Source organism: Halomonas dongshanensis, from assembly GCF_024790395.1.
GTDB classification, from domain to species: Bacteria; Pseudomonadota; Gammaproteobacteria; order Pseudomonadales; family Halomonadaceae; genus Vreelandella; species Vreelandella dongshanensis.
In genome coordinates this window covers 1-1,073 of record NZ_JAJISC010000015.1, presented here as the reverse complement: position 1 = coordinate 1,073, position 1,073 = coordinate 1, and the positions used below count along the sequence as shown (strand labels likewise).

The 1,073-nt window shown below is 66.7% G+C and carries 1 protein-coding gene; it reads left to right on the top strand.

The genetic code is table 11. The features are described 5' to 3' along the window. On the top strand, positions 1 to 1,073 hold a 1,073-nt coding region (locus LLY24_RS18270; protein WP_259037750.1), incomplete at both ends, for a hypothetical protein.

The following is a 1,073-nucleotide window of genomic DNA, read 5'->3' as shown; positions in this document are numbered from 1 at the left end:
TGACACCCTGGTGGTGGTCGATGGCAAAGGCAACGAGCTGGTCAACCGCCCGGTCACCCAGGCCGATCTGGACAACGGGGTCAGCGTGACGGTCACCGACCTGGAGACCACCGACACCGCGCTGAGCGTGACCGCCACGGTCACCGACCCGGCGGGTAACACCGCGACGTCCACCGCCAACGGCACCATCGACGCCCAAGCGCCGACCGTCACCGTGGCGCTGGAAGCGGCCACCGGTGATATCTACAGCGCCGACGAGATCGAAAACGGTGTCACCGCCACCGTCACCCTGGGTGACGGCACCCAAGTGGGCGACACCCTGGTGGTGGTCGATGGCAAGGGTAACGAGCTGTTCAACGGCGCCGTAACGCAAGCCATGCTGACCGATGGCCTGGTCGTTACCGTGACCGACCTGGAGACCACCGACACCGCGATCAGCGTCACCGCCACGGTCACCGACCCGGCGGGCAACCGCGATAGCGCGACCGACACGGGCACGATCGACGCCCAAGCGCCGAGCGTCTCCGTCGAGCTTGACGCCGCCACCGGCGACATCTACAGCGCCGAGGAGATCGAAAACGGTGTCACCGCCACCGTCACCCTGGGTGACGGCACCCAAGTGGGTGACACCCTGGTCGTGGTCGATGGCAAAGGCAACGAGCTGTTCAACGGCGCCGTAACGCAAGACATGCTGACCGATGGCCTGATCGTTACCGTGACCGACCTGGAGACCACCGACACCGCGATCAGCGTCACCGCCACGGTCACCGACCCGGCGGGCAACCGCGATAGCGCGACCGACAGTGGCACGATCGACGCCCAAGCGCCGAGCGTCTCCGTCACGCTGGAAGCGGCGTCCGGCGACATCTACAGCGCCGAGGAGATCGAAAACGGCGTCACCGCCACCGTCACCCTGGGTGAAGGCACCCAAGTGGGCGACACCCTGGTGGTGGTCGATGGCAAGGGCAACGAGCTGGTCAACCGCCCGGTCACCCAGGCCGATCTGGACAACGGGGTCAGCGTCACCATCACCGATATCGTCGCCAGCGACACCGCGCTGAGCGTCACCGCCA